The following is a 25,642-nucleotide window of genomic DNA, read 5'->3' as shown; positions in this document are numbered from 1 at the left end:
AATATTGTTATAAAATTTTGATAAACTTTATATATTACATAATTTTTTTGCAGCCGATTCTAAAGTAAAATCATCTTTGGCAAAACAAAAGCGTATTAATTTCTGGTCTTTATGATCGGAGTAGAAAGTCGATATCGGAATTGCTGCAACACCATGATCTGTAATGAGTTTCTTGCAGAAAGTAACATCATCTTCCTCTGAAATAGCGGCATAAGAAGCAACCTGAAAGTAAGTTCCCTCACAGGGCTTTAATTCAAATCGGCTATTCTGCAACAGTTTTTGAAAATAATCTCTTTTTTCCTGATAGAATTTCCCTAAAAGATTGACGTCGACAACTTCTAAATATTGACTTATGGCGGCTTGTGAAATACTGTTGACACTGAAAACCAAAAACTGATGTACTTTTTTGATTTCTTTCATTAAATATTCCGGTGCTACGGTATAGCCAATTTTCCAACCCGTGATATGAAATGATTTTCCGAAAGAAGAAATCATTATACAACGATCTAGTAAAGCTTGTCGGGTATGTGCCGAAATGTGTTTTTCTTCGAAAGTGATGTATTCGTACACTTCGTCAGATAAAACAAGGAGATCGGGATATTTTGAAAGTATTTTTTCGAGTTCAAGAAAATCAGCTTCCTTCAGGATTTTTCCTGTTGGATTGTGCGGATTGTTGATGATGATCATCTTGCTTTTTGAAGAGCAGGATTTTTCTATTCGTTCCCAGTTTGGGGTGTAATCATCGTTTAGGGCAACTCTGATGGGTTTTGCGTTGCAAAGTAAAACAGGAGATTCATAAGAATCGTAACTCGGGTCCAGAATTAGTACTTCATCGCCGGTTTTTACTAAAGCCAAAATAGTGGTAAAAATTCCCTGAGTTGCACCAGCCGTAACCAAAATTTCGGTTTCAGGATCGATCGTTCTGTTGTAAGAACTCTTAACCAATTTTGCAATCTGACTCATTAACGGCGGATAACCTGCCATTGGAGTATATTGGTGTACATTTTCTTTGGTTAACTTCGCTAAAATGTCTGTTAATCTTTCGTCGACAGGGAAATTTGGGAATCCCTGCGAGAGATTAATGGCATTGTATTCTGCGGCCATTTTTGACATTACCGTAAAAATACTGGTGGTGATATTAGGTAATTTACTCATGAAAAAGTTTTGAGGTTAGAAACTTGTGAGTTAAATGTACGATAAGTAATAGTTTTTTGCTAAAATTATTTTGCAGGAATATTTATAGGAATTGGGAGTGAATAAAGCACTCTGACCAACTTATTGTTTTGTTTTCCGGGAATCCATTTTGGAGCATTTTTTAGAACACGAATAGCTTCGCGACCCGTTTTATGACCCAAATCTCTTAGTACTTTAATATCGCTTAAAGATCCGTCTTTTTCTATTATGAAGGTGACATAAATTCTTCCTTTAAGTGCCGGAGTTACATTTGGAATTTGGAAGTTTTGCTCCATGTAGGTATTAAAAACGGCTATTCCGCCAGGGAATTCCGGCTTTACCTCTATTCCTGCTGTACTGTAAATACTATTATCGTCATTTGGAACAGCTCCTTGTGGCGGTATTTTATTTGTAGGCTCGTCTATGGTAATAATTTCCGTTTGAGAAAAAACACTTTGAACAGTGCAAATCAGAATCAAAATTAGAAATTTCTTCATTTTATGGTGGTTTTACATTTTATGAATGATAAAAATAGTCGGTCGATTGTGAAGGTCAACTTTAAGTTTCTTCCAATCTGAAATGCGCATTGTTTTAATGAATTCTGTTGGTAAGGTAATATCAGTTGCAATACAAAGATGCGTTGCAGGGTTTAAGATTTGCAAAATATCCTCGACCAATTTGTTATTTCGGTAAGGTGTTTCGATAAAAAGCTGCGATTGATTTTTATCCTGAGATAATTTTTCAAAGTACTTTAATGCCGATTTTTTTTCGTCTTTATCAATAGGTAAATAACCGTTGAAAGTAAAACTCTGTCCGTTCATTCCCGAAGCCATCATAGCCAATAAAATAGAAGAAGGCCCTACTAAAGGAACAACCTGTATTCCTTTTTCATGTGCTAATTTTACAATTACAGCACCGGGATCAGCTACACCGGGACATCCGGCTTCGCTCATTAAACCCATGTTTTTTCCTTCTAACAAAGGTTTTATAAAGTCTAAATGTTCGCTTGGCTCCGTACGTTTGTTTAAGGTAAAAAGAACCAATTCGGATTGTTTCTTTTCGGGATAAACCGCTTTTATGGATTTTCGGGCTGTTTTGTCGTTTTCGACTATGTAGTGGTCTATAAGCTCGATACTTCTTTTTACTGTTTGCGGTAAAACGTCCATCGGATCGCTTTCGCCCATAGTGGTTGGAATTAAATATAGTTTTCCTAGAAGTTTCATGTGCGTTTTTTTAAATTTATAAAACGAATTAGCTCTCAATTGTCATTTTTACAAACGAATTGAAAGGAGGTAAGTTATGAATATTTTTCGATAAGTTTTTGGGCAATGATGTCCGTAACTTCATCCAGCATTTCGTAAACATTGTCAAAACCATTAGAGACACCAAAGTAAGGGTCAGGGACATCTACATTTTCGTCAGGAAATAACTCGTTCAGAATAAGTTGTACTTTGTTTTTGTGTTCGGCTGTTTTTGCAAGAAGTAGTACATCATCGTAATTGGAAATATCCATTACATAAATATAGTCAAATTCATCAAAGTCGGAAGTTTTAAATTGTCTTCCTTTTTGATGATTGATATCGATGCCATTTTTTTTGGCAACGGCAATCGAACGTTTATCGGGTGAATGACCTACATGCCAGGAACCGGTTCCTGCAGAATCTACCAGAAATGTATTTTGGGGTAATTTGGAAGCTAAAATTCCTTCAGCTAAAGGAGATCTGCAAATATTTCCCAAACAAACCATTAGAATCTTTACTGGCATGATGCGCGTTTATAGCGTTAGTTTTTTGTTGATATCTTCGACAAATTTCTTGAATTGTTTGTCTGTAGAAACTAAATTGTCAACCGTTTTACAGGCGTGCAATACTGTAGCGTGATCGCGATCTCCAATTTGTGAGCCAATGTTTGCTAAAGAAGCTTTGGTAAATTTCTTTGCAAAAAACATGGCCAATTGTCTTGCTTGCACGACATGCCTCTTTCTGGTTTTAGATTGAAGTGTTTCAATGTCTAATTGGAAATAATCAGAGACAATTTTTTGGATATAATCAATTGAAATTTCTCTTTTTACGTTCTTAACAAATTTCTCTACTACACTTTTAGCCAACTCAATTGTTACTTCTTTTTTGTTGAAAGAAGATTGAGCGATTAACGAAATAATAGCACCTTCTAATTCTCTAACGTTAGATTTGATATTGCGGGCAACATATTCAATAATGTCTTCCGGCATTTCAACACCGTCACGGTATAAGATATTTTTTAAGATCGAAATACGGGTTTCGTAGTCCGGTTGGTGCAATTCTGCAGATAATCCCCATTTAAAACGGGATAATAAACGCTGCTCAATATCCTGCATATCAACAGGTGCTTTGTCAGAGGTTAAAATTACCTGTTTTCCGTTTTGATGTAAGTAGTTAAAAATATGGAAGAAAACGTCCTGAGTTCCCGATTTTCCGGATAAAAACTGAACGTCATCAATAATTAAAACATCGATCAATTGGTAAAAGTGAATAAAATCGTTACGATTGTTCTTTTTTACCGAGTCAATATATTGTTGTGTGAAAATTTCGGCAGAAATATATAAAACCGTTTTTTCTGGATATTTGTCTTTTACTTCTACACCTATCGCATGCGCTAAGTGCGTTTTTCCTAAACCAACACCACCAAAGATTAATAGCGGGTTAAATGAAGTTCCCCCAGGTTTGTTGGCAACAGCCATACCTGCGGAACGAGCCAAACGATTCGAATCCCCTTCAAGAAAATTGTCAAAACTGTAGTTGGCATTTAATTGCGATTCAATTTTTAAATTTCTGATTCCGGGAATTACAAATGGATTTTTAAGCTCTGGATTTAAGTTTTTAAACGGAGCATCAACCTCTTGCGGTTTCATGGGCACTCTGTTGGCACTTGGCAGCTGTTCAGTAAACGGCTGTTTATTACCATAAGTGTTTTCCATTTTAATTTTATACAGTAACTTTGCGTTTTTCCCTAGTTCTTTGGTAAGCGCAACTTTCAATAATTTAACGTAATGTTCTTCTAGCCATTCGTAGAAAAATTTACTCGGTACTTGAATGTATAATGCATTGTCGGTTAGCTCAACTGATTTGATTGGCTCAAACCAAGTTTTGTACGCCTGGTCTTGAATATTGTCTTTTATAAAAGACAAACAGTTTTCCCATACCGATTGAGCAGTTTTAGTCATATATTCGAATAAATTTTTATATTATTGATAAAGATTCTCCTAATAAAAAAGGAGCAATTTTATTCCGTATTTCGGGATAACAAATATGTGAACAAATTTCTTTAAAAAAAAATAATTTGAAGTCTAATTTTATAAAAAAATGTTGTAAGGGGACTTTTAGGAACTAAAATTTTTTAATCTATAAATAATGAAAAATCATCAAACTCAAGTACGAGTTCGTTACTCTGAAACTGACCAAATGGGGGTCGTTTACCACGGAAATTATGTTCCTTATTTTGAGATAGGACGCGTGGAATGGCTTAGAGATAAAGGGGTTTCGTATAAAAGCATGGAAGAAAGCGGTATTGGATTGCCGATTGTTTCGATGCAAATAAATTATAAAAAATCGGCACGCTATGATGAGCTGTTAACCATCCATACCACGTTCAAAAGTCAATCCTCTGTAAAGATCGAATTCGATTGCGAGATCTACAATGAAGCAAATGAGTTATTAACAACTGCAGTGTTTATTTTGGTATTTATTTCGTTAAAAACAGGTCGCCCGACAGCTCCTCCAAAATACATTTTAGAGTTGTTTGAAACTCTGGTATAATTGTTAAAATGAGGGGTATTTTTATTAGAATTTATAAAGTTTTAATATCGATTTCAAACATTAAATCAAAAATGTCGAATATTATTTCGGCATTTTTTTTTCTCGTTTTGGTCTCAATTTTGCCAATTGGCAGTCCGGAATCTTGATCCATTTCCATTTCCTGAGAAACGATATCCAGTTTTTTTTCTTTGATAACCCGCATCACTTTATTCATGTTTTTGTAGTCAAAAGAGATTAAAAAATGCACGTCGATCGTTTTTTCGATGATCTCGCAACTTTCAAGTGTCATTTGGGCTGTTGTTCTATAAGCAGTAATTAATCCGCCGACTCCGAGTTTGACACCGCCAAAAATTCGAACTACGACTATAAGAACGTTTGTTACCCCAAAAGATTGTATTTGTCCGTATATAGGTGCGCCGGCTGTATTGCTCGGCTCTCCGTCGTCATTGGCGCGATAGCTAATGTTGGGCGCGGTACCTAATTGATAGGCGTAACAAAAATGAACCGCATGAGGATGTTGTTTTTTTAAAGTCTCAATGATGGGTTTTACTTCTTCTTCGTTTTCGATAGGAAAAGCATAACCAAAGAATTTGCTGCCTTTTTCTTTTAATAAGATCTCTTCTGATTCAAAGGCAATGGTTTGATAAGTGTCGTTGTAGTCCAAGAGTTAAGAGTGAGAAGTTAAAGGTGAGAGGTGAAATGTAAAAAAATTAAAGTATGTTTTTTTCAAACAAATCAACTACGTCTTCCTGTCCAACTTGTAAATTCCATACATTAAAGCCCAAAGAAGCAGCACCGTCTGTGTTTTCTTTTTTGTCGTCTATAAATAAGGTACGTTTGGGAGACAGCTCGTGTTTGTTGATCAGGTATTGAAAAACATCTGCATTGGGTTTGCGCATTCCAATTTCAAATGAAAAATAAACTTTTTCAAAACATTGATAGAAATCGCTGTAAAAGGAAATGCCGCTTTTGTTTTCGAAAGTTTCAATATGAATAGAATCGGTATTGCTCAATAAAAACAAACGGTATCTATTGGAAAGCATCTGCAGGAACTCTAAACGATACAAAGGGAAATCTGCCAGAATAGCATTCCATGCCTCGAGAATTTCTTCTTTTGATGCGTTTGGAAGTTCTTTTTGAAAACCACCAATAAACTCCTCGGGCGAAATATCACCAGTTTCAAACAGCAGGTTTAAACGATCCAATTCAGAACTCCATTCTGTCATGCCTAATTGCTGCAATTTAGAAATGGTAGCTTGTTTATCTAAATTGATAAAAATGTCTCCGAAGTCAAAAATTATAGTATCAATCATGATTTCTAATGTGTATTAATTCATCAGTTATAAGGTGCGTTGTAGCTGTTTTATTTCGTGTTATTGTCGGTGCCTTTATTCCTTTTTCGAAAGTAGATTTTCCGATAAAAATACAAGCTTCGTCCCAGATATTCTGATCAATAAAAGTTTGTAACGTCTGTAGTCCACCTTCAATTATAATAGACTGTATCTGGTTTTGATACAAAATCGTTAAGAGTTGTGGTATTATATTTTGATTAAAATCAATTACTTCAAAGGTAGTGTTTTCTTTTTCGCTGGCAATTTTTGAGCCTGTTAATACGATCGTTTTAACACTATCGTCGAAAATAAAACTGTCTTTTTCGATTCGATTGTGCTGATCTAAAACAACTCTTGTCGGATTATTTCCGCTCCAGTCCCGAACGTTTAATTTTGGATTATCATCTACCACGGTTTGTGTTCCTACAAGGATAGCTTGCTCTTCACTGCGCCATTTGTGAACCAATTGTCTCGAATAAGCATTGGTAATCCAAACGGGTTTTCTGCTTGGGTTGTTTTCTTTTTCTGGTGCCAAAAAGCCATCCTGACTTTCTGCCCATTTCAGAATAATATAAGGTCTTTGCTTTTGGTGAAAAGTAAAAAAACGTTTGTTGAGTTCGTTGCATTCGTCTTCTAAAACGCCGACAACAACAGTAGCACCCGATTCGATTATTTTTTTGATTCCTCTTCCGGCGACTTTTTCATTTGGATCGACAGTGCCTACTACTACATTTGGAATTTTATGTTCTATAATTAAATCGCAGCAGGGTGGTGTTTTACCAAAATGACTGCAAGGTTCCAAGCTTACATAAATGGTAGCTTTTTTTAATAACGATTTGTCTTTTACGGATCGAATCGCATTTACTTCTGCATGCGGTTCTCCTGCTTTTTTGTGCCAGCCTTCACCAATAATCCGGTCTTCGTAAACGATCACGCTTCCTACCATTGGGTTCGGATAAGTCGTTCCCAGACCATTTTTGGCCAATTCGATGCAACGTTTGATATATTTCTCCTGTATATTCACACTACAAAAGTAGTTATTTTTCAGTTTACGATTTCGTTAAGAAAACTATCGGAAAACTATTTTTACTTTTGTAATTATAAGCTGAATAAAGTAAAATGGAAAATTGGAGTATTAGAATAATTCAAAAACAAGACAATCAGGAAGTTGCAAAATTAATACGATCCGTTTTTGATGAAATGGAAATTCCAAAAGTTGGGACTGCTTATGAGGATCCTTATTTAGATTTGATGTTTGAAGAATATCAAAAACCAAAATCGGCTTATTTTGTAGTTGAATCTGAGGGTAAAGTTTTGGGTTGTGCCGGAATTGCGCCTTTAGAGAATGGGGATTCTAAAATTTGCGAATTACAAAAAATGTACTTTTTGCCTGAAACAAGAGGTTTGGGAATTGGCAGCGAAATGATGGAGATGTGTTTGCAACAAGCACGGGATTTTGGTTTTGAAAAATGTTATATCGAAACAATGCCTTTTATGCATGCGGCCCAAAAATTATATAAAAAAGCGGGTTTTGAGTATCTCGATGCTCCGATGGGAAATACTGGGCACAGTTCTTGCCCTGTTTGGATGTTGAAAGATTTACGAAGCGAATTGTAACATATTTTACTTTTCATTACTTATTATCCTGAAATGCTGCCGGTTTTAATCGAAAATTAATGCTCAAATACCCAAAATGAAAATCAAACAATACCGTACTCAATTTATACAAGAGCTGTCGTCTTTTTATGATGCTTATGAAGCAGAAAGTTTTTTCTATTTAATTTTAGAAAACAAACATAAACTACGACAAATTGATTTGGCTTTAAATCATGAATTGGTTTTTAATCAATCTGATTTTGCGTTTTGGGATGTCATTTTGCAGGAGTTAAAAAAAGAAGTTCCGATTCAGTATTTACTGGGGAAAACGAATTTTTACGGTTTGGATTTTGAAGTCAATGAGAATGTTCTGATTCCGAGACCGGAGACCGAAGAGCTGGTGGAATGGATTGTAAAAGAAAACGCAAAAACGGATAAAACTAAGACTTTAAAAATTTTAGATATCGGTACAGGAAGCGGTTGCATTGCGGTTTCATTGGCTAAGAATTTACCAAACGCAAAGGTTTATGCTATTGATGTGTCGAAAAAAGCATTGGAAACAGCGAAACGAAATGCAATAAATAATAAAGTAGAAGTTACTTTTTTACTAAATGATGTACTGGAATTAGAGGAACTGCCTTATGATTTTGATATCATCGTTTCGAATCCGCCTTATGTTCGCCATCTGGAAAAAGAAGAAATCAAAAAAAATGTATTGGACTATGAGCCGCATTTAGCGCTTTTTGTCGAAGATCATGATGCCTTGATTTTTTACAAAAAAATTGCTACTCTGGCTCAGGATAATCTATTCAAAAATGGACAGTTGTATTTTGAAATTAATCAATACCTGGGCAAGGAAATGATTGATTTACTTGAAGAAATGGAATTTAAAAACATCGAATTACGTAAGGATATTTATGATAATGACAGGATGTTGAGAGGGTCTTTTTAGTCACAGTTTTCAGTCTCAGTCTTCAGTCTCAGTCTTCAGTCTTCAGTCTCAGTTTTCGATCTCGGTTTTCGATCTCGGTTTTACTGTAAACTGCGACTGCGACTGAAAACTAAGAACTATTCGTATCGCAACGCTTCGATAGGGTCTAGTTTAGAAGCTTTTATAGCGGGGTACAAACCGGAGGCTAAAGCAACAAGGAAGCTGGTTATAAAAGCAGCGATAATGGCTACCCACGGAATGACAAAAACAAAATCCATGGCGGTGGCGATACCATAACCCAATAGTATTCCCCATATAATCCCAACTAAACCGCCAATTTGTCCAATCAATAAAGTTTCGATAAAAAACTGAACAGCAATCGTTGATTTTTTTGCTCCTAATGCTTTTCGAACCCCGATTTCTCGAGTGCGTTCCGTAACCGAGACAATCATGATGTTCATTAAGGCAATTGAAGAACCTAAAATGGTTATGACACTTATGATCACGGAAGCCCAGCGCAAGTAGACCGTAATACTTAAAATTCGGTTGATTAAGTCGTCACTTCGGCCAATACCAAAATTAGAATCACGAACGGGACTTAATTTTCGTACTCTTCGCATGACACTTGTAGCGTTATCAACAGCCTCGTCCAAAAAATCTTTTTTTGAAACCATGGCGCTGATGGTGTAATTGATGTTAGGAGCTGTAAATAAAGAACGTGCCACCTGAATTGGGATTAAAACCCTTAAATCCTGACTGTTCCCAAACGTTGATCCTTTTTCTTTTAAAACGCCGATAACTTTAAATCGGGCACCTCGTATTGAGATTATTTTATCAATTGGATTCACATCTTTTAAAAGCCCTTTCTCAAAATCGGATCCCACAACACAAGAATAGGTATTATTGTCAATGTCAAACTGATTAAAACTACGACCTGAACTTACCTCTAAACCCGAGTTGGTTATAAAGTGTTCGTCGACACCAAGGATTGTAATTTCCGGATCGGTTTTTTGGTCTAAGTATTTTACTTCCGCTTTTGAAGTCGCTGTAAACGAAAGCGAAGTCTCGGTAAAAGGATATTTGTATTTGTTTTTAAAAGCGACTGCTTCAGGATAAGAGATGATCGGATTTACGATTTCACGCTCATTGCCACCTCTGTTTTTAAGATTATTCTCGTACTGGTTAATGTTGAAAGTATTAGCGCCCATAGACGCAAAATTGGTAGAAATGGTATTTTCTAATGCTGTTACAACGGTAAGAATTCCAACCAAAGCCGTAATTCCAATAGCAATAATTAATACGGTAAGAATAGTACGGAGTAATTGTGTTTTGATAGAACCAAACGCAATTCGAATATTTTCTCTGAATAATTTTAGCATCATGACCAATTTGTCACGAAAATACGTTTTTTGTTACAAGTTTGTTTTCGATCGGGCATTATTTATTTTAAAAAATAAGATATTTGCAAACGATTTAAGACTTGAATAAAATTCTAAAATCAGGAATAAATTAACTTAAAGATTTTTAATTTATAGGTTTCAAAGAAAATCTAAAATCTAAAATCGACAATCTAAAATATTAAAGATGGCTTCTAAACCAAGTATACCAAAAGGAACGAGAGATTTTTCACCTGCAGAGGTGTCAAAACGTCAATATATTATTCAAACCATAAAAAGTAATTTTGAGAAATTTGGTTTTCAGCCTATTGAAACACCTTCGTTTGAAAATTCTGAAACCTTAATGGGGAAATATGGAGAAGAAGGAGATCGTTTGATTTTTAAAATATTAAACTCAGGTAATTTTTTCTACAATAAAAAGAACAAAATCGAATTGCCGGAAGCGATAGAAGAGTTGCAAATAAATTCTGCTGAAACAATTGATACGAATCAAAGAATTCAGTTGAATAAATTTACCGGAACGATTTCAGAAAAAGCATTGCGTTACGATTTAACCGTTCCGTTTGCCAGATACGTGGTACAACACCAAAATGAAATTGAATTTCCTTTCAAAAGATATCAAATTCAACCAGTTTGGAGAGCAGATAATCCACAAAAAGGGCGTTTCAGAGAGTTTTTCCAATGTGATGCCGATGTTGTAGGTTCAAAATCATTGTGGCAGGAAGTAGAATTGGTTCAATTGTATGATACTGTTTTTACAGCTTTAGGTTTAGAAGGTGTAACCATTAAAATCAATAACAGAAAAATTTTATCCGGAATTGCAGAAGTAATAGGCGCTTCGGATAAATTGATTGATTTTACAGTTGCTTTAGACAAACTGGATAAAATCGGTGAAGAAGGTGTAAAAAAAGAAATGATCGAAAAAGGAATTACTGAAGAAGCCTTGGTTAAAGTACAACCGCTTTTTGGTTTTACTGGAACTTTTGCAGATAAAATCGCTCAGCTTTCTAATTTATTGGCTTCGTCTGAGGAAGGGATGAAAGGAGTAGAAGAGTTGCGTTTCATCTGTGATAATGTAGCTACTTTAGGTTTGTCAACAGCAACCTTAGATCTTGATGTGACTTTAGCACGTGGTTTGAATTATTATACCGGAGCCATTTTTGAAGTAGCAGCGCCAAAAACAGTTGCGATGGGTTCTATCGGAGGTGGTGGAAGATACGATGACTTAACGGGTATTTTTGGTTTAAAAAATATGAGTGGAGTAGGAATCTCTTTTGGATTAGACCGAATTTATCTGGTTCTCGAAGAGCTTCAGTTGTTTCCTGAAACCGTTGCGGCAACTACCAAAGCGATATTCATAAATTATGGAGATACAGAGGCGTTATATGCTTCACAAGCCATTCAGAAATTAAGAAAAGAAAATATAAAGGTGGAACTTTATCCTGATAATGTAAAAGTAGGGAAACAATTTCAATACGCTGATAAACGATTAATTCCTTTTGCCGTAATCGCAGGTGAGCAGGAAATAGCTTCAAATTCTTATTCGCTTAAAAATTTAGTAAGTGGTGAACAAATTTCTGTTGATTTCGAAGGATTGAAAAAAGCATTGCTTTAAGGAATAATTTGGTAAGGTTTTGTGTCACATGACTTTAGCGAATTTTAGTGGATTTTGATTAATTTCTAATTAAAAAAATCAGCTAAAATCTTTCTAAAACTGCCTAAAATAATTGCAGGAACAGAAAAAAAACTTTTAATTTGCGGCACTAAGTTACGGGCGTAGTTCAAGGGTAGAATAGCGGTCTCCAAAACCGTTGATGGGGGTTCGAATCCCTCCGCCCGTGCAATAAAACCGTATTCAACATAAAATAGTTATTGATTATTTTTTGAGAGGTTTTCGAAAGAAAAAAAGTATAAAAAAAGCTTCGTCTGAATGTAGACGAAGCTTTTTTTTAATATAAGGTAAACTTGAATTAATAATTATTTATAAAGCCGAGGCTAAACCCTTAAATTCAATTTTAATTTGGTAATACTTTTGTATTTGTTTGATGCTCAAATATACCATATACTAAAACGTAATAGTCTTAAAATTATACTAAATTTTTAAAGTGAAAAACGAACGATTGGCTACTTTTTTTGAAGTGTAATTAATTGTTTTTGAATGTAATCAATTCTGTTGGGTGCGCAAAAGCATTTTGGTCAGGTTGGATTTGCAGGAGTGTTTGTAAATTATGGTATAGTCACCAAATTCGATATTTTTTAGTTCCTCGTCAATTACTTTTTTTGCAAGATTATAATCGGTAACGATACACCCAATTTCTAAGCTATCACATTTGGTAGCAATGCTGTTGCAATGACCAAGACTTCTTAATTCGAGTATATGACTGATTCGTTCTTCAAGATTGTATCGTTTTTCTAAGTCGTTTTCTTTCTCGAAAGTTTGATTTTTATATGCAATCTCCAGATATAAAAATTGCTTTTCATCAAGCTCTGTATATCCTTCTTTTCGTTTTGTGTTAATTCTGTTTTTAAGCGTTCTTGGTAAATTGATAAAAATACCACTTTTAATTTCTTTGTATTGCCCCAATTTTCCAACAATACCCCAATAGACGATGGCTGTTTTTTCATCCACTTGCCAGATCTCCCAATAATGGAGTTGGTTTTGGATTGTTTTATAAAGTTTAATCATTTTATTTTAGTATTACGTTACGATATAAAAGTTTTGCAAAATCAGATTTGTTTACGTTATAGTATATTGCAAATATAGTAATATTCTTACTTTTTATTTGTTTTTTTAGCAGTTTAACAAGTCAGGAGGTGAGTTATAAATTACTTGGTTGTTAATTTGTTGATATGTAGTTGTTTGTAGCTGTATGTTGCCCTTTGTTTTTGTGAATGTATTTTGAGGACTACTTCTTTGAGGGACTGCTACTATTCTTGACAAAGTGACAATTTGACATTTTAGAAGATTTGGCAGTACTTTTGCAGTCCAACAGAAAGAATAAAAAATGAAGTTTAAAAATATTTTTAAAAATAATAGTAATATGACTACGGAAAATACAGAATTCGATCAGGAATTAGATGATGTAACGTTAGAGAACAATGCCAACGGTGAGCAGTTAATTGTTGAAGAATTAAGTGTTGAAGAGCAATTAGCTCAAGACTTGGCAAAAGAAAAAGATAAGTTTCTGAGATTATTTGCCGAATTCGAAAATTACAAAAGAAGAACTTCAAAAGAGCGTATCGATTTATTTAAATCGGCAAATCAAGAGGTTTTGTTAGCAATGCTTCCTGTTTTAGATGATTTTGACAGAGCAATTGTAGAAATTAACAAATCTGAAGATGAAACTTTGACAAAAGGAGTGGAGTTAATTCATGAAAAACTAAAAAGCACTTTAGTAGGTAAAGGTTTAGAGCAGGTTGAAGTTAGAGCAGGTGATGCTTTTGATGCCGATTTTGCTGAAGCAATTACTCAAATTCCTGCACCTTCTGATAAAATGAAGGGTAAAATTGTTGATGTTATAGAAAAAGGATACAAATTAGGAGACAAAATTATCCGTTTCCCTAAAGTAGTTATCGGTAACTAAAATGCAAATAAAATTCTGAAAGTCAATTTTTTAAGCATTGGAATTTAGAGTTTAAGATTTGGAATTTAACTTAGATTATGAAAAAAGATTTTTACGAAATACTTGGCATTTCAAAAGGTGCCGATGCTGCTGAAATTAAAAAAGCGTACCGAAAAAGTGCACTAAAATACCACCCGGATAAAAACCCGGGCGACAAAGAGGCAGAAGAAAACTTCAAATTGGCAGCAGAAGCTTATGAAGTTTTAAGTGATCCGAGCAAAAAAGCGAAATACGATCAATACGGACATCAAGCATTTGATGGTTCCGGCGGATTTGGCGGTGGTGGCCATGGCGGGATGAATATGGATGACATTTTCAGCCAGTTTGGTGATATTTTTGGTGGCGGATTTGGCGGATTCGGTGGTGGCGGAGGCGGAGGCCCTCGTCGCTCTAAAGGAAGTAATCTTAGAATTAAAGTTAAATTGACTTTAGAAGAGATTGCCAATGGAGTAGAGAAAAAAGTAAAAGTAAAACGTAAAGTTCAAGCCAAAGGAGCTACCTACAAAACCTGTACGACTTGTAACGGTCAAGGTCAGGTGATGCGTGTTACCAACACTATTTTAGGAAGAATGCAATCAGCATCTACCTGTCCTGCTTGTGGTGGTTCCGGACAAATTTTAGATAAAAAACCTTCTGAAGCAGATTCTCAAGGAATGGTTTTGGAAGACGAAACCGTATCAATCAAAATTCCAGCCGGTGTTGTTGACGGGATGCAGCTTAAAGTTTCCGGAAAAGGAAATGATGCTCCGGGAAATAGTATTCCTGGTGATTTGATTGTTGCTATCGAAGAGTTAGAACACGAGTTTTTGAAACGCGAAGGAGAGAATATTCATTTTGATTTGTATATCAGTTTCCCGGAAGCCGTTTTAGGAATTTCTAAAGACATCGAAGCCATCAACGGAAAAGTTCGTATCAAATTAGAAGAAGGTATTCAATCCGGAAAAATCTTAAGATTAAAAGGAAAAGGAATTCCAAGTATAAATGGTTACGGAAGCGGAGATTTGTTAGTGCACGTAAATGTTTGGACGCCAAAAACGTTAAACAAAGAGCAAAAACAATTTTTTGAAAATGCGTTAAACGACGATCATTTTATTCCAAGTCCTGAAAAGTCAGAAAAATCATTTTTTGAGAAAGTAAAAGATATGTTTTCATAGCGCAAACTCTTTTTAAAAAATTGAAATAAATACTAAAACCCATTCTAATAGAAACATTAGGATGGGTTTTTTGCGTATTGTAACGCAGATTCGCTTCGAATTATTTACTTTTACAACCCCGTGATAGCACAATGATCAAACTGACGCAGAAAATTCTAATAACAGCATGAGCAACTTACTCGAAGTACATAAAGTCGTAAAACAATACGGTGATTATGTAGCGCTTAACGAAGTTTCATTAAATGTACCAAAAGGTAGTATTTATGGACTATTAGGTCCCAATGGAGCCGGAAAAACATCTCTAATTCGCATTATAAACCAGATTACTTTGCCCGATAGCGGTGAAATAATTCTGGACGGAGAAAAATTACAACCCAAACATGTACAAACAATTGGGTATTTACCTGAAGAAAGAGGTTTGTATACTTCAATGAAAGTAGGCGAGCAATGTTTGTATCTGGCACAAATGAAAGGTCTTTCCAAGGCCGAAGCCAAACAACAGTTAGAATACTGGTTTGACCGTCTGGGAATTCAGGGTTGGTGGAACAAGAAAATTCAGGAACTTTCTAAAGGAATGGCACAGAAAATACAGTTTGTAGTTTGTGTCTTGCATAAGCCTAAATTACTGATTTTTGATGAACCTTTTTCGGGTTTCGACCCTGTAAACGCCAATGTCATAAAAGATGAAATTTTGGCATTAAAAGAGCAAGGCGCAACAATTATTTTCTCTACGCATCGTATGGAAAGTGTAGAAGAACTTTGCGATCATATTGCGCTGATTCATAAATCAAATAAATTAATCGAAGGAAAGGTTAGCGATGTAAAACGCCAGTTTAGAACCAATAGTTTTGAAGTGGGTATCCTGACCGATAATGTAGAAGGTCTGATGTATGATATTACACAGAAGTTTACCGTTGCCCCGGCGCAATTTAAATCCTTAAATGAAGATCTGAAGTTAGAGATCCAAATCGGAAATGCGACTCCAAACGAACTATTGCATCTTTTGACACAGCGTGGACAAGTCACCCATTTTGTGGAAAAGATTCCAAGTATCAATGATATTTTTATTAAAACCGTAACGGAAAACAAAAACTAGATTTTGGATTTTAGATTTTAGAGTGAAACCCTAAGATCTGAAAATCTAAAGTCAGCAATCTAAAATCTAAAATAAAAAATGAGCATTATATCATTAATTATAAAAAGAGAATTTATAGCAAAAGTTCGTAACAAGTCTTTTGTTGTCATGACATTTTTGAGTCCGTTGTTGTTTGTTGCCATTACCGTATTTATTGGTTATTTAGCTTCAATGAAAGCAGATACAAAACGTATTGCAATTCATGATGAAACGGGTTTGTTTGCAGACGATTTTCTGAAAGAGAATAAAAAAGAGGCCGAATACCATTACCTGAATTTATCGGAGATAAGTGTTAAGGACTTAAAGGATAGTATTACCAATGAAAATTTTAGTGGTCTAATTGTGATCCCTAAAACCGGTAATTTAAAAGATCTGGAAAGTAAAGTAGAATTGATCTCTGGCGAAAGTCTTCCAGGTCCTTTCATAAAAGATGTACAAAATTTAGTAGAGAAAAAGCTTACTGCATTCAACCTGCAAAAAGCAAACATAGATACTTTGCAAATTAAAAAAGCACAATCTAAAGTAGATGTGGTTTTGAAAAATACAAAGGGTGAAAAGAGATTCAAAGGGTTGAATTGGATGAAAATTGTAATCGGTGGCGGATTCGGTTACTTAATTATGATGTTTATTATCATTTATGGCAATATGGTAATGCGCAGCGTGATCGAGGAAAAAACGAATCGTATTATTGAAATCATTATTTCGTCCGTGAAACCTTTTCAGTTAATGATCGGTAAAATTGTCGGGACCTCACTTGCAGGATTGTTACAGTTTTTGATCTGGGTCGTCATTGGTCTCGGATTAATGTTTGTGGCTTCTGCTTTTTTTGGCGTGAATGTAGGACCCGAAGGAAGAATTCCTCCCGAAGTAATGCAGTCTGCACAGCAGGAATTTTCAGGAACAGCACAAATGTACATTGCCGAATTATGGAATTTGCCTATTGCCAGTATTGTAATTGGTTTTGTTATTTATTTTATTGGAGGGTATTTTTTATATAGTTCATTTTATGCCGCAATTGGAGCTGCTGTCGACAATCAAACCGATTCACAACAATTCCTTTTGCCAATTATTATGCCTCTAATTCTGAGTGTTTATATCGGATTTTTTACCGTTGTGAATGATCCGCATGGAACTATTGCCGTGGTATTTTCGATGATTCCGTTAACATCCCCGATTGTAATGTTAATGCGACTTCCGTTTGGTGTGCCTTGGTGGCAAATTGCAATTTCAGTATCTTTATTGTTTGCGACCTTTTTGCTTGTTGTTTGGTTCGCTGCAAAAATTTATCGTGTCGGTATTTTAATGTACGGAAAGAAACCAACCTGGAAAGAGTTGTACAAATGGCTTAAATATTAAAAATTATGTGGAAGGATATTATTGAATTTATTAATTACAATTTTATTAATGGCGAAAATGTAAAAATCTCGCTACTTGATTTGATGCTGCTTTTTCTTGCTATAACGGCAACATCGATCGTATTAAAGTTAATTCAGAAGTTGTTTAGTAAAAAACTTCCTGTCGCAGACAAAAAGAAGTTCAATAGTGTTTTTCAAGTCGTTAAATATATCGTTTACCTTTTTGTAATTGTATTAATGCTAAACGCAACCGGAGTAAATGTTAATGTGTTTTTAACCGCCTCTGCAGCCTTATTTGTAGGTTTGGGATTTGCGTTACAAACATTTTTTCAGGATATTATTTCGGGAGTTCTAATCATTTTGGATCAGTCTTTGCATGTTGGTGATATCATTGAAGTCGACGGTCGTGTTGGATTGGTACAAGAGATCAAATTAAGAACCACCATTGTTGTGACCAGAAATGATCGTGTGATGATCATTCCGAATCATAAATTTATGGACGACACACTTTTTAATTGGACTCAGAATAATTCGAGTAACCGGGAAAGTGTTTCCGTTGGAGTAGCGTATGGAAGCGATGTTCGTTTAGTCGAAAAATTATTGCATCAGGCAGTAGATTCAGTCGAAGGGATTGTCAAAGAAGGAACGGTTAAAGTTACTTTTGATGACTTTGCAGATTCTTCGCTAAACTTCTCAGTTCACTTTTATGTTATTCATGGTATGCAGACACCGGGGATTCAAAGTGAAATTAGGTTCCGAATAAATGATCTGTTTGCAGAAAACAATATTTCAATTCCGTTCCCACAAAGGGACTTAAACGTAATAAGCGTGCCGGTAAATTTGGCTTCAAAAAAAGAGAAAGAATAAGTACTGGTTTCAAATTTAATAAAGATGAGTAAAATATTAATTATAGAAGACGAAGCAGCGATCAGAAGAGTTTTGGTAAAAATCTTATCAGAAGAAAATGATACCTATCAGGTGGAAGAAGCCGAGGATGGTGCTGTGGGTCTCGAAAAAATAAAAAATAACGACTACGATTTGGTTTTGTGCGATATCAAAATGCCAAAAATGGATGGCGTTGAGGTTTTAGAAGCAGCCAAAAAAATAAAACCGGAAATCCCGATGGTGATGATTTCAGGTCACGGTGACATGGAAACGGCGATTCATACCATGCGATTGGGCGCTTTTGATTATATTTCAAAACCACCTGATTTAAATCGTTTGTTAAATACCGTTCGTAATGCTTTAGATAAAAAGCAACTGGTAGTTGAGAATAAAATTCTGAAGAAAAAAGTCAGTAAAAATTACGAAATGGTTGGCGAAAGCGAAGCAATCTCTCATATCAAAGTGATGATTGATAAAGTAGCACAAACAGAAGCTAGGGTTTTAATTACAGGACCAAACGGAACCGGAAAAGAGTTAGTAGCACATCAATTACACGAAAAAAGTGAACGTGCTAATTTCCCTTTGATTGAGGTCAATTGTGCTGCAATTCCAAGTGAGTTGATCGAGAGTGAATTGTTCGGACACGTAAAAGGTGCTTTTACATCAGCAGTGAAAGATCGCGCCGGAAAGTTTGAAGCAGCAGACAAAGGAACTATTTTCTTAGATGAAATTGGTGATATGAGTCTTTCCGCGCAAGCAAAGGTATTGCGAGCGTTGCAGGAAAGTATGATTACAAGAGTCGGTGCCGAGAAAGATATAAAAGTAGATGTTCGTGTTGTAGCAGCAACCAACAAAGATTTAAAAACAGAAATTGCAGAAGGTCGTTTCCGTGAAGATTTGTACCACAGGCTGGCTGTTATTTTGATTAAAGTTCCGCCTTTAAACGAAAGACGTGACGATATTCCGGCTTTGATTACCCATTTTACAGAGAAAATTGCTTCCGAGCAAGGAAATGCAATCAAAGTATTTTCAACACAAGCAATAAAACTATTACAGGAATACGATTGGACAGGGAATATCCGTGAACTTCGAAATGTAGTAGAAAGATTGATTATCTTAGGAGGAAATGAAATCTCAGAAACGGACGTAAAAATGTTCGCGAGCAAATAGTGGACTATAAGCAATAGGCTTTAGGCCTTAAGCTTTGGACTTCGTTAAATAATATAAATAATTTTTGCTTAGAGCATAAAGCTTAAAGCATAAAGCATAAAAAAAATGAAACTAAAAAAAATAAAAGAACAATTACAAGACGCTTTAATCGAAAATGGTTTAACAGAGGCAAATGTATTGCAACAAGAGACTTTTTCGACTATTAAAAGTGGTGCTGACTGTATCATTCTTTCTCCGGAAAAAAGCGGAAAATCGACTACCATTGTAATCAATGTAATTCAGCAATTGGCAGGTTCAGTCGAAGAATCTCCAAGAGCGTTGATTATTGTAGAAGACAAAACTAAAGTTTTGGAAATGGTAGAGCTTTTTGCAAAATATGGAAAGTATACCGATCTTGAAGTGTACGGGGTACATGACAAAGGAGATATGGATTACGATAAAAACTATATTTCAACAGGAATTGATGTTTTAATCGGAACACCAAATAAATTAAGCGACATGTTTACAACGGCAGGTTATAATGTAAACCGTTTGAAAATGTTTGTTTTAGATGATGCAGATCCAATTTTAAAGCTACGTCATGAAACTAAAATCATGCGTATCTCGAATAGTATTGCAAAAACACAAAGAATCATTTTTGCTGAGCAATTAACGGAACGTATCGAAATTTTGGCAGAGAAATTTTTACTGGAGCCTTATATTTTTGATATGGAGGAAGAAGAAGAGGATGAAGAATTTGATGAGGAAGAAGAACTTGACGAAGATGAAGATCAAACTGAAGAGGAATAAGGTAGTGAAGCGATAAATTTTATGGAGATATTTAAAACGCTTAAATTTTTATCGATTGTACTTGTAGTCTTTTTTGTTGTGATTTATCTGCTGCTGATTTCTTATGTGTATTTCAATCAGGTTGGGATGGTTTTTCAAAGTGCCGCACTTCCCAAAGAATATCAGTTTGATTATCAGGAGAAATTCGAAGAGCTAAATATCAAATCTTACGACGGTACAACCTTAAATGGATTGTTGTTTAAAAGCGAAAAATCAAAAGGCTTGGTTTTTTATCTTCATGGAAATGCAGGAACACTGGAAACCTGGGGGAAGATGGCTAAAGTTTATACCCATTTAGGTTACGATCTTTTTATCTTAGATTACAGAAGTTTTGGAAAGAGTGAAGGTGAAATTGAAAATGAAGAACAGTTAAACAAAGATGTGGCTACAGTTTATAAAACACTAAAGAAGCGCTATTCTGAAGATAAAATCATTATTACGGGTTATTCTATAGGTTCAGGATTAGCTACAATTTTGGCTGCTGAGAATAAACCAAAAGCTTTAATTCTGCAATCGCCTTATTACAGTTTTACAGAATTATCGAGTAGTAAAGTGCCTTATTTTCCAAATTTCATGAAAAAGTTTCATTTGGAAACGTTTGAATATTTGCCGAAAATAAAAGCGCCGATTTACATTTTTCACGGAGTTGACGATCAATTAATTCCCTATGAGAATTCAGTTCGCTTAAACAAATTATTGAGGTCTAACAGCTCTTTTTATCCATTAAAAAAGCAAGGACACATTGGAATGAACGAAAATGAAGATTTTCAAAAGCATTTAAAGACAATATTAGAATAGAAAATAAAAAATAATAATAAAAAACAATGTTATGGGATTAATGAAGGTATTTTCAGGAAGTGAAGTATTAGCAATTGCTTTAAAAGAAAGATTAGAAGAAGCCGGAGTAGAAACGGTAAAAAAAGACAATATTCAATCGGCAAGACTAGGTGGTTTTGGAGGTTCGGATTTAGCAGTTGAAGTTTTTATTCAGGAAACTGATTTTGCAAAAGCAAATCCCGTTATTGAGGATTTTAGAATGAATATTTAATAGCTCTCAGTCTCAGTATTCAGTCTCAGTTTACAGTCTCAGTTTACAGTCTCAGTCTTCTGTAAAATGCGAAAATTTGAAATGCGATTGAGTACTACAATTGAAATTTGAGGCCTGGATTCAGACTGCAAACTGCAAACTGCGACTGCGACTGAAAACCGCGACTGAGAACGGAGAAAAGTAAACTAATAAAAAAAATGCAATACAAAATGCTGGTGCTCGACATGGATGATACCTTGTTGACAGACGATCATAAAATTTCTGATTTAAATAAAAAAGTAATTCTTGAGGCGCAGGCCAAGGGGGTTTATGTGGTTTTGGCTTCTGGCCGGCCAACCTCTGCTATGACGGCTTATGCTAAAGAGTTGGAATTGGATTTGAATAATTCGTATATCATTTCGTTTAACGGTGCTATTATTAGTACAGTTAAAGACGATGTTATTTTGTTTGAGCAAACGCTGACACAAAAGCAGATTCACGAACTGTACGATTACAGCGTGAAGATGAAAACGCATATCATTACCTATCTTGACGGAGAAATTATAAGCGAAACAGATTCAGAGTTTATTGAAATTGAAAAAGTAATTACCGGAATGCCACATCGCAAAGTATCAAGTTTTAAAGAGGCTGTTGACAGGTCTGCGGTAAAATGTATTTTGTTGGCGGAACCTTCTTATTTGAAAGAAGTAGAGCAGGATCTGAAAGAGGCGATGCCACATTTAAGTATTTCGATGTCTAAACCGTTTTTCTTAGAAGCCGCTCAATATGGAATCGATAAAGCAGCAAGCATAAAAATTTTGGCTGAAAGGCTAAAGATCCAACAGAGTGAGATTATTGCAGTAGGAAATGCCGGAAATGATCTAAGTATGATTGAATATGCCGGATTGGGTGTTTGGGTAGATAATGTGACGCCCGAATTGCGCGACAGAGCTGATATAATTGTGGCTTCAAATAATAATGATGGAGTGGCAGAAGTAGTACAACGTTATATTTTAAATTAAAACTAAAACGGGATGAGAAAACCAATTGAAACAGAACGACTGATTTTAAGAGAAGTGATTTCTGCTGATGTAGATGGAATGTTTGAATTGGATTCGAATCCCAATGTGCATCTTTTTGTGGGAAAGAAACCCGTTACCACTATTGCCGAAAGCATTGCTTATATTGAAAATTTGCAACAGCAATACAAAACTTTTGGCACTGGTCGCTGGGCGGTTGTTTTAAAAGAAACCAATGAGTTTTTGGGTTGGTCCGGAATAAAGTTTATCACAGACGAAATCAATAACCATAAAGATTTTTATGAAATCGGATACCGTTTTATTGAAAAACATTGGGGAAAGGGTTATTCTACCGAAGCCGGAAAAGCTTTTGTGGATTATGCATTTAATGAAATGAAAGTAGAGGCGCTCTATGCCTATGCAGATGAAGGAAACGAAAACTCAAGAAAGGTTTTAGAAAAACTGGGTTTCCGTTATGTGAATTCGTTTGATTACGAAGACGAAAGAGAAGTTTGGTATGAATATAAGAATCCAAACCTGATATAATACCCTAAGAAATGCATCCCAAATCTTTTCAAATGTACTTCTTACAGATTAAAAAGATTTGGAAAACAGCTCGTAGTTTAGGTTTCCGAAATGTTTCGAATTATTTTTTAGCTACAGAAACAAAATATTTATTTCCGTCACCCATAGTTAGCTTTACACGCTCGTCGCAAAGATCGATTGCAAAATTCACGCTTTCGTAACAAGCACAAGTAGTGTTTTTGTCCTTAGACATTTCTGTTTTGCAATTGTTGTTTTTGAAAGTTGACAATTGTGGAGTGTACAGACTAACTAAATCAGTAGAAGCAGTTACTAAAGAGATAATACTTGCAGAATTATTATTTGTAATTCTGTAAACAATTCTATCCGTATAGTTTACTTCATTTACCGTTACCTTACGGATGTAAGTGTAAGCTGTAGATCCTTCACTTGGTTCTTTTACTTCAAATTTAAACCCAACGGCACGGATTGCAATATCAAATTGTGATTGATTGTTTAAACTGGCCCAACCTGTTAAAGTGCTAATTGACGGGAATGGATTAGTTGCAGGAGCAGCTGCAGTTTGCGCTTGCGAACTGAAAAGGGTTAAGAACATCAAGCAGATTGTGGGTAAAAATGCTTTCATAGTAAGTCTGGAATTTTTAATTGTTGCCTACTCTTTATGGTTTTCGGCTTTCCCCATTATTTTTATTAAACAAAACAACAACATAACGACAGAATATCAAAATTGTTATGGTAAAATCTGTCGAGAGATCAATTAATTTATTAATTGCTTAACTTTTTTAGCCGAAAGCATTATTTTGAACAGTTAAATGTAAGAAAATTTTAATCTAATTTTTTAAAAAATGTATTTAATCGATATTATTTGCATTTAATCGATGTTTTTGTCATTTTATTCCTATTGAAAGGACATTTAAGATCTTTTAAATATAAAACTTATTTTAGTCATTAGCAGGTTCAATTTATAGTTTTTAAGCCAAACTTAATTGTCTGGATAATGCAAAATGTTGATATATAGTATATTATTGATTTTATTTTAAAGAATATTGTATGTAAATTTGCAAACTCTTCAATTGAGAATGTAAATATAATATCTTACTACTTAAAACGTAGTGTATTCCTATGGAAAATAGAAAAAAAGTTGCCTTTTATACGCTTGGTTGCAAACTGAATTTTTCAGAGACTTCCACAATCGCCCGAAATTTTAACGATGAAGGATTTGATCGTGTCGATTTTGAAGAAATAGCAGACATTTATGTCATCAATACCTGTTCTGTTACAGAGAATGCTGATAAACAATTTAAGCAGGTCGTAAAAAAAGCAATGAAACTCAACGAAAAAGCCTTTGTAGCTGCCGTTGGGTGTTACGCGCAATTAAAACCGGAAGAATTGGCAGCCGTTGATGGAGTTGATTTGGTTTTGGGGGCCACCGAAAAATTTAAAATCACCGATTATATTCACGACTTAAGCAAAAACGATATGGGGGAAGTACACTCCTGCGAAATTGCTGAGGCCGATTTTTATGTGGGAAGTTACTCTATTGGTGACCGAACCCGTGCCTTTCTGAAAGTTCAGGATGGTTGTGATTATAAATGTACGTATTGTACCATTCCATTAGCAAGAGGAATTTCAAGAAGTGATGCGTTGGAGAACGTTTTGCAAAACGCAAAAGAAATTTCAGCACAAAACATAAAAGAAATTGTTTTAACCGGAGTAAATATCGGGGATTACGGAAAAGGAGAATTCGGAAATAAAAAACACGAACATACTTTTCTGGATTTAGTTCAGGCTTTAGACAAAGTAGAGGGAATTGAGCGTTTGCGTATTTCTTCGATTGAGCCTAATTTATTGAAAAATGAAACCATTGATTTTGTTTCTAAAAGCAGAACTTTTGTACCGCATTTTCATATCCCGCTACAATCCGGGAGTAATGATATCTTAAAATTAATGAAACGTCGTTACTTACGTGAAGTTTATACAGAACGTGTCAATAAAATTCGCGAAGTAATGCCACATGCCTGTATTGGTGTTGATGTTATTGTTGGTTTTCCGGGTGAGACAGACGATCATTTTCTGGAAACCTATCATTTTTTGAATGAAATGGATATTTCGTATTTGCACGTATTCACGTATTCAGAAAGAGACAATACCGAGGCAGCAAATATGCCGGGAAGTGTTCCTGCAAACGTAAGAGCAAAACGAAGCAAAATGTTGCGTGGATTATCGGTTAAGAAACGTCGTGCTTTTTACGAAGGTCAATTAGGAACAAACAGAACTGTTTTGTTTGAAGGTGAAAATAAAGAAGGTTATATTCACGGTTTTACTGAAAACTACGTAAAAGTAAAAACACCGTGGAATCCGGAATTAATCAATACATTACAAGAAATTAACCTGACCAAAATAGACGAAGACGGAAGCGTTCGTTTAGAGTTTTTAAACAAATTGGCAGAGGTGTAAAATGTTTCTTTGTGAAATGTTGTTTGTAAGATGTGAAATGTATGATGAGGTTAGAAATTTGAGATTTCAGAGCCTTTTATATAGTTAGAGTTTAGAAAAGAGTTACATACAGTCTGTCATTTCGAGCGAAGTCGAGAAATCACACCAGGTATTCCATTTCTATTTTTCGCTATTTTGTTATACTGAGGAACGAAGTATCTTCACAAGTAATTCCGTAAAGTGAA

At 35.0% G+C, this 25,642-nt stretch carries 27 protein-coding genes and 1 tRNA gene; 17 read left to right on the top strand and 11 right to left on the bottom strand.

Features of this window, described 5'->3' with window-relative positions; translation table 11 throughout:
- Positions 1 to 27 precede the first annotated feature (27 nt).
- The 5 genes from AB674_RS20715 to dnaA form a co-directional block, all read right to left on the bottom strand.
- Entirely contained in the window at positions 28 to 1,155 is a 1,128-nt protein-coding gene (locus tag AB674_RS20715; RefSeq protein WP_047779199.1) for a methionine aminotransferase, read from the bottom strand.
- A 65-nt stretch (positions 1,156 to 1,220) separates the two neighbouring features.
- Complete coding sequence (locus tag AB674_RS20710; protein WP_053004347.1) at positions 1,221 to 1,670, bottom strand: energy transducer TonB; 450 nt, start codon at positions 1,668 to 1,670, stop codon at positions 1,221 to 1,223.
- Between the two features lie 12 nt (positions 1,671 to 1,682).
- Entirely contained in the window at positions 1,683 to 2,396 is a 714-nt protein-coding gene (locus AB674_RS20705; protein ID WP_047779198.1) for an SAM-dependent methyltransferase, read from the bottom strand.
- A 74-nt stretch (positions 2,397 to 2,470) separates the two neighbouring features.
- On the bottom strand, positions 2,471 to 2,938 hold the full coding sequence (locus AB674_RS20700; protein ID WP_047779197.1) for a low molecular weight protein-tyrosine-phosphatase: 468 nt from the start codon (positions 2,936 to 2,938) through the stop codon (positions 2,471 to 2,473).
- 9 nt (positions 2,939 to 2,947) lie between these two features.
- Complete coding sequence (gene dnaA / locus AB674_RS20695; RefSeq protein ID WP_041517015.1) at positions 2,948 to 4,375, bottom strand: chromosomal replication initiator protein DnaA; 1,428 nt, start codon at positions 4,373 to 4,375, stop codon at positions 2,948 to 2,950.
- 187 nt (positions 4,376 to 4,562) lie between these two features.
- Between dnaA and AB674_RS20690 the strand changes: the two genes are divergently transcribed.
- The gene (locus tag AB674_RS20690) at positions 4,563 to 4,967 is read left to right on the top strand and encodes an acyl-CoA thioesterase (protein WP_047779196.1); all 405 of its coding nucleotides are present in this window, start codon (positions 4,563 to 4,565) and stop codon (positions 4,965 to 4,967) included.
- A 31-nt stretch (positions 4,968 to 4,998) separates the two neighbouring features.
- Here the strand turns inward: AB674_RS20690 and AB674_RS20685 are convergent, their stop codons facing one another.
- Genes AB674_RS20685 through ribD form a run of 3 tightly spaced genes read right to left on the bottom strand, consistent with a single transcriptional unit; the run spans position 4,999 to position 7,322 of the window.
- Positions 4,999 to 5,631 (bottom strand): IMPACT family protein, encoded by a 633-nt coding sequence (locus AB674_RS20685; RefSeq protein ID WP_047779195.1) that lies wholly within the window; start codon positions 5,629 to 5,631, stop codon positions 4,999 to 5,001.
- Positions 5,632 to 5,677: 46 nt separating this feature from the next.
- A complete protein-coding gene (locus AB674_RS20680; protein ID WP_047779194.1) occupies positions 5,678 to 6,280 on the bottom strand; it encodes an HAD family hydrolase in 603 nt (200 codons plus the stop codon).
- A complete protein-coding gene (gene ribD, locus AB674_RS20675) occupies positions 6,273 to 7,322 on the bottom strand; it encodes a bifunctional diaminohydroxyphosphoribosylaminopyrimidine deaminase/5-amino-6-(5-phosphoribosylamino)uracil reductase RibD (RefSeq protein ID WP_047779193.1) in 1,050 nt (349 codons plus the stop codon). The genes AB674_RS20680 and ribD overlap by 8 nt, the downstream gene beginning before the upstream one ends.
- Before the next feature lie 95 nt (positions 7,323 to 7,417).
- Here ribD and AB674_RS20670 point away from each other — a divergent pair, with 95 nt between their 5' ends.
- Both AB674_RS20670 and prmC read left to right on the top strand, forming a co-directional pair.
- On the top strand, positions 7,418 to 7,915 hold the full coding sequence (locus tag AB674_RS20670; protein WP_047779192.1) for a GNAT family N-acetyltransferase: 498 nt from the start codon (positions 7,418 to 7,420) through the stop codon (positions 7,913 to 7,915).
- A 76-nt stretch (positions 7,916 to 7,991) separates the two neighbouring features.
- Positions 7,992 to 8,846, top strand: coding sequence for a peptide chain release factor N(5)-glutamine methyltransferase (gene prmC, locus AB674_RS20665; RefSeq protein WP_047779191.1), 855 nt, complete (start codon positions 7,992 to 7,994; stop codon positions 8,844 to 8,846).
- Between the two features lie 116 nt (positions 8,847 to 8,962).
- Here the strand turns inward: prmC and AB674_RS20660 are convergent, their stop codons facing one another.
- Positions 8,963 to 10,207, bottom strand: a complete 1,245-nt coding sequence (locus AB674_RS20660) for an ABC transporter permease (RefSeq protein ID WP_047779190.1) — start codon at positions 10,205 to 10,207, stop codon at positions 8,963 to 8,965.
- Between the two features lie 202 nt (positions 10,208 to 10,409).
- On the opposite strand from AB674_RS20660, the gene hisS reads away from it, so the two are divergent.
- On the top strand, positions 10,410 to 11,837 hold the full coding sequence (hisS, locus tag AB674_RS20655; RefSeq protein WP_047779189.1) for a histidine--tRNA ligase: 1,428 nt from the start codon (positions 10,410 to 10,412) through the stop codon (positions 11,835 to 11,837).
- Positions 11,838 to 11,992: 155 nt separating this feature from the next.
- Positions 11,993 to 12,063: transfer RNA gene (locus tag AB674_RS20650), tRNA-Trp, on the top strand.
- Between the two features lie 323 nt (positions 12,064 to 12,386).
- Here the strand turns inward: AB674_RS20650 and AB674_RS20645 are convergent.
- A complete protein-coding gene (locus AB674_RS20645) occupies positions 12,387 to 12,908 on the bottom strand; it encodes a hypothetical protein (RefSeq protein WP_047779188.1) in 522 nt (173 codons plus the stop codon).
- A 319-nt stretch (positions 12,909 to 13,227) separates the two neighbouring features.
- Here AB674_RS20645 and AB674_RS20640 point away from each other — a divergent pair, with 319 nt between their 5' ends.
- The 11 genes from AB674_RS20640 (at position 13,228) to AB674_RS20590 (ending at position 22,964) form a co-directional block, all read left to right on the top strand.
- Positions 13,228 to 13,806, top strand: coding sequence for a nucleotide exchange factor GrpE (locus AB674_RS20640; protein ID WP_047779187.1), 579 nt, complete (start codon positions 13,228 to 13,230; stop codon positions 13,804 to 13,806).
- Positions 13,807 to 13,883: 77 nt separating this feature from the next.
- Positions 13,884 to 14,999 (top strand): molecular chaperone DnaJ, encoded by a 1,116-nt coding sequence (gene dnaJ / locus AB674_RS20635; RefSeq protein ID WP_047779186.1) that lies wholly within the window; start codon positions 13,884 to 13,886, stop codon positions 14,997 to 14,999.
- Between the two features lie 166 nt (positions 15,000 to 15,165).
- Complete coding sequence (locus AB674_RS20630; protein WP_047779185.1) at positions 15,166 to 16,095, top strand: ABC transporter ATP-binding protein; 930 nt, start codon at positions 15,166 to 15,168, stop codon at positions 16,093 to 16,095.
- A gap of 78 nt (positions 16,096 to 16,173) precedes the next feature.
- Entirely contained in the window at positions 16,174 to 17,490 is a 1,317-nt protein-coding gene (locus AB674_RS20625) for an ABC transporter permease (protein ID WP_047779184.1), read from the top strand.
- 5 nt (positions 17,491 to 17,495) lie between these two features.
- On the top strand, positions 17,496 to 18,356 hold the full coding sequence (locus AB674_RS20620; RefSeq protein ID WP_047779183.1) for a mechanosensitive ion channel family protein: 861 nt from the start codon (positions 17,496 to 17,498) through the stop codon (positions 18,354 to 18,356).
- Positions 18,357 to 18,380: 24 nt separating this feature from the next.
- On the top strand, positions 18,381 to 19,544 hold the full coding sequence (locus tag AB674_RS20615) for a sigma-54-dependent transcriptional regulator (protein ID WP_047779182.1): 1,164 nt from the start codon (positions 18,381 to 18,383) through the stop codon (positions 19,542 to 19,544).
- Between the two features lie 105 nt (positions 19,545 to 19,649).
- Positions 19,650 to 20,333, top strand: coding sequence for a DEAD/DEAH box helicase (locus tag AB674_RS20610; RefSeq protein WP_047779181.1), 684 nt, complete (start codon positions 19,650 to 19,652; stop codon positions 20,331 to 20,333).
- Between the two features lie 21 nt (positions 20,334 to 20,354).
- Positions 20,355 to 21,170, top strand: coding sequence for an alpha/beta hydrolase (locus tag AB674_RS20605; RefSeq protein ID WP_047779180.1), 816 nt, complete (start codon positions 20,355 to 20,357; stop codon positions 21,168 to 21,170).
- 31 nt (positions 21,171 to 21,201) lie between these two features.
- Positions 21,202 to 21,420 (top strand): putative signal transducing protein, encoded by a 219-nt coding sequence (locus tag AB674_RS20600; RefSeq protein WP_047779179.1) that lies wholly within the window; start codon positions 21,202 to 21,204, stop codon positions 21,418 to 21,420.
- A 197-nt stretch (positions 21,421 to 21,617) separates the two neighbouring features.
- Positions 21,618 to 22,421: a Cof-type HAD-IIB family hydrolase gene (locus AB674_RS20595; protein WP_047779178.1), complete on the top strand. Its 804-nt coding sequence runs from the start codon at positions 21,618 to 21,620 to the stop codon at positions 22,419 to 22,421.
- Positions 22,422 to 22,433: 12 nt separating this feature from the next.
- Entirely contained in the window at positions 22,434 to 22,964 is a 531-nt protein-coding gene (locus tag AB674_RS20590) for a GNAT family N-acetyltransferase (protein ID WP_047779177.1), read from the top strand.
- Between the two features lie 100 nt (positions 22,965 to 23,064).
- Here AB674_RS20590 and AB674_RS20585 read toward each other — a convergent pair whose 3' ends face one another.
- On the bottom strand, positions 23,065 to 23,586 hold the full coding sequence (locus AB674_RS20585) for a hypothetical protein (protein ID WP_047779176.1): 522 nt from the start codon (positions 23,584 to 23,586) through the stop codon (positions 23,065 to 23,067).
- A 497-nt stretch (positions 23,587 to 24,083) separates the two neighbouring features.
- Between AB674_RS20585 and mtaB the strand changes: the two genes are divergently transcribed.
- On the top strand, positions 24,084 to 25,418 hold the full coding sequence (mtaB, locus tag AB674_RS20580) for a tRNA (N(6)-L-threonylcarbamoyladenosine(37)-C(2))-methylthiotransferase MtaB (protein WP_047779175.1): 1,335 nt from the start codon (positions 24,084 to 24,086) through the stop codon (positions 25,416 to 25,418).
- Positions 25,419 to 25,642 lie beyond the last annotated feature (224 nt).

The sequence above is a fragment of the Flavobacterium sp. ABG genome (assembly GCF_001027725.1).
GTDB classification, from domain to species: domain Bacteria; phylum Bacteroidota; class Bacteroidia; order Flavobacteriales; family Flavobacteriaceae; genus Flavobacterium; species Flavobacterium cupriresistens.
The sequence above is the reverse complement of the archived record's forward strand: the minus strand, read 5'-3'. Positions and strand labels throughout refer to the sequence as shown.

Bases quoted from the DNA above. Each gene is read 5' to 3' on its own strand.
- AB674_RS20645 (WP_047779188.1), bottom strand. From the start codon at position 12,908: ATGATTAAACTTTATAAAACAATCCAAAACCAACTCCATTATTGGGAG.
- AB674_RS20595 (WP_047779178.1), top strand. From the start codon at position 21,618: ATGCAATACAAAATGCTGGTGCTCGACATGGATGATACCTTGTTGACA.
- hisS (WP_047779189.1), top strand. From the start codon at position 10,410: ATGGCTTCTAAACCAAGTATACCAAAAGGAACGAGAGATTTTTCACCT.
- AB674_RS20690 (WP_047779196.1), top strand. From the start codon at position 4,563: ATGAAAAATCATCAAACTCAAGTACGAGTTCGTTACTCTGAAACTGAC.
- mtaB (WP_047779175.1), top strand. From the start codon at position 24,084: ATGGAAAATAGAAAAAAAGTTGCCTTTTATACGCTTGGTTGCAAACTG.
- AB674_RS20670 (WP_047779192.1), top strand. From the start codon at position 7,418: ATGGAAAATTGGAGTATTAGAATAATTCAAAAACAAGACAATCAGGAA.
- AB674_RS20640 (WP_047779187.1), top strand. From the start codon at position 13,228: ATGAAGTTTAAAAATATTTTTAAAAATAATAGTAATATGACTACGGAA.
- prmC (WP_047779191.1), top strand. From the start codon at position 7,992: ATGAAAATCAAACAATACCGTACTCAATTTATACAAGAGCTGTCGTCT.
- AB674_RS20590 (WP_047779177.1), top strand. From the start codon at position 22,434: ATGAGAAAACCAATTGAAACAGAACGACTGATTTTAAGAGAAGTGATT.
- AB674_RS20600 (WP_047779179.1), top strand. From the start codon at position 21,202: ATGGGATTAATGAAGGTATTTTCAGGAAGTGAAGTATTAGCAATTGCT.
- AB674_RS20610 (WP_047779181.1), top strand. From the start codon at position 19,650: ATGAAACTAAAAAAAATAAAAGAACAATTACAAGACGCTTTAATCGAA.
- AB674_RS20630 (WP_047779185.1), top strand. From the start codon at position 15,166: ATGAGCAACTTACTCGAAGTACATAAAGTCGTAAAACAATACGGTGAT.
- AB674_RS20680 (WP_047779194.1), bottom strand. From the start codon at position 6,280: ATGATTGATACTATAATTTTTGACTTCGGAGACATTTTTATCAATTTA.
- AB674_RS20715 (WP_047779199.1), bottom strand. From the start codon at position 1,155: ATGAGTAAATTACCTAATATCACCACCAGTATTTTTACGGTAATGTCA.
- AB674_RS20585 (WP_047779176.1), bottom strand. From the start codon at position 23,586: ATGAAAGCATTTTTACCCACAATCTGCTTGATGTTCTTAACCCTTTTC.
- AB674_RS20620 (WP_047779183.1), top strand. From the start codon at position 17,496: ATGTGGAAGGATATTATTGAATTTATTAATTACAATTTTATTAATGGC.
- AB674_RS20615 (WP_047779182.1), top strand. From the start codon at position 18,381: ATGAGTAAAATATTAATTATAGAAGACGAAGCAGCGATCAGAAGAGTT.
- AB674_RS20625 (WP_047779184.1), top strand. From the start codon at position 16,174: ATGAGCATTATATCATTAATTATAAAAAGAGAATTTATAGCAAAAGTT.
- AB674_RS20705 (WP_047779198.1), bottom strand. From the start codon at position 2,396: ATGAAACTTCTAGGAAAACTATATTTAATTCCAACCACTATGGGCGAA.
- AB674_RS20660 (WP_047779190.1), bottom strand. From the start codon at position 10,207: ATGATGCTAAAATTATTCAGAGAAAATATTCGAATTGCGTTTGGTTCT.
- dnaA (WP_041517015.1), bottom strand. From the start codon at position 4,375: ATGACTAAAACTGCTCAATCGGTATGGGAAAACTGTTTGTCTTTTATA.
- AB674_RS20710 (WP_053004347.1), bottom strand. From the start codon at position 1,670: ATGAAGAAATTTCTAATTTTGATTCTGATTTGCACTGTTCAAAGTGTT.
- dnaJ (WP_047779186.1), top strand. From the start codon at position 13,884: ATGAAAAAAGATTTTTACGAAATACTTGGCATTTCAAAAGGTGCCGAT.
- AB674_RS20605 (WP_047779180.1), top strand. From the start codon at position 20,355: ATGGAGATATTTAAAACGCTTAAATTTTTATCGATTGTACTTGTAGTC.
- AB674_RS20700 (WP_047779197.1), bottom strand. From the start codon at position 2,938: ATGCCAGTAAAGATTCTAATGGTTTGTTTGGGAAATATTTGCAGATCT.